Annotated in this window: 1 protein-coding gene; it reads left to right on the top strand. The window is 62.2% G+C overall.

What is annotated here, in order from left to right:
• On the top strand, window positions 1–201 hold a 201-nt coding region (locus E1297_RS00005; protein WP_155132440.1), incomplete at both ends, for a transposase.

Raw genomic sequence — 201 nt, 5'->3', positions numbered from 1 at the left:
CCTCACGCCAAAGCAACACTCGACCGGCGGCAAGCCGAGAAGCGGAGGCATATCGAAGATGGGCAACCGATACATTCGCTGCCTGCTCTATCTCGGCGCCATGGCGCAGATCATGGTCCGGCGCAGAAGCCGACACCCCGGAACGGACTGGTTGTCGCGAAAGCTGGCGACCAAGGAGACGAGGGTCGTCGCAATCGCACT

It is taken from the genome of Roseibium sp. RKSG952, assembly GCF_009711355.1.
This window is presented reverse-complemented; position numbering and strand designations above follow the sequence as displayed.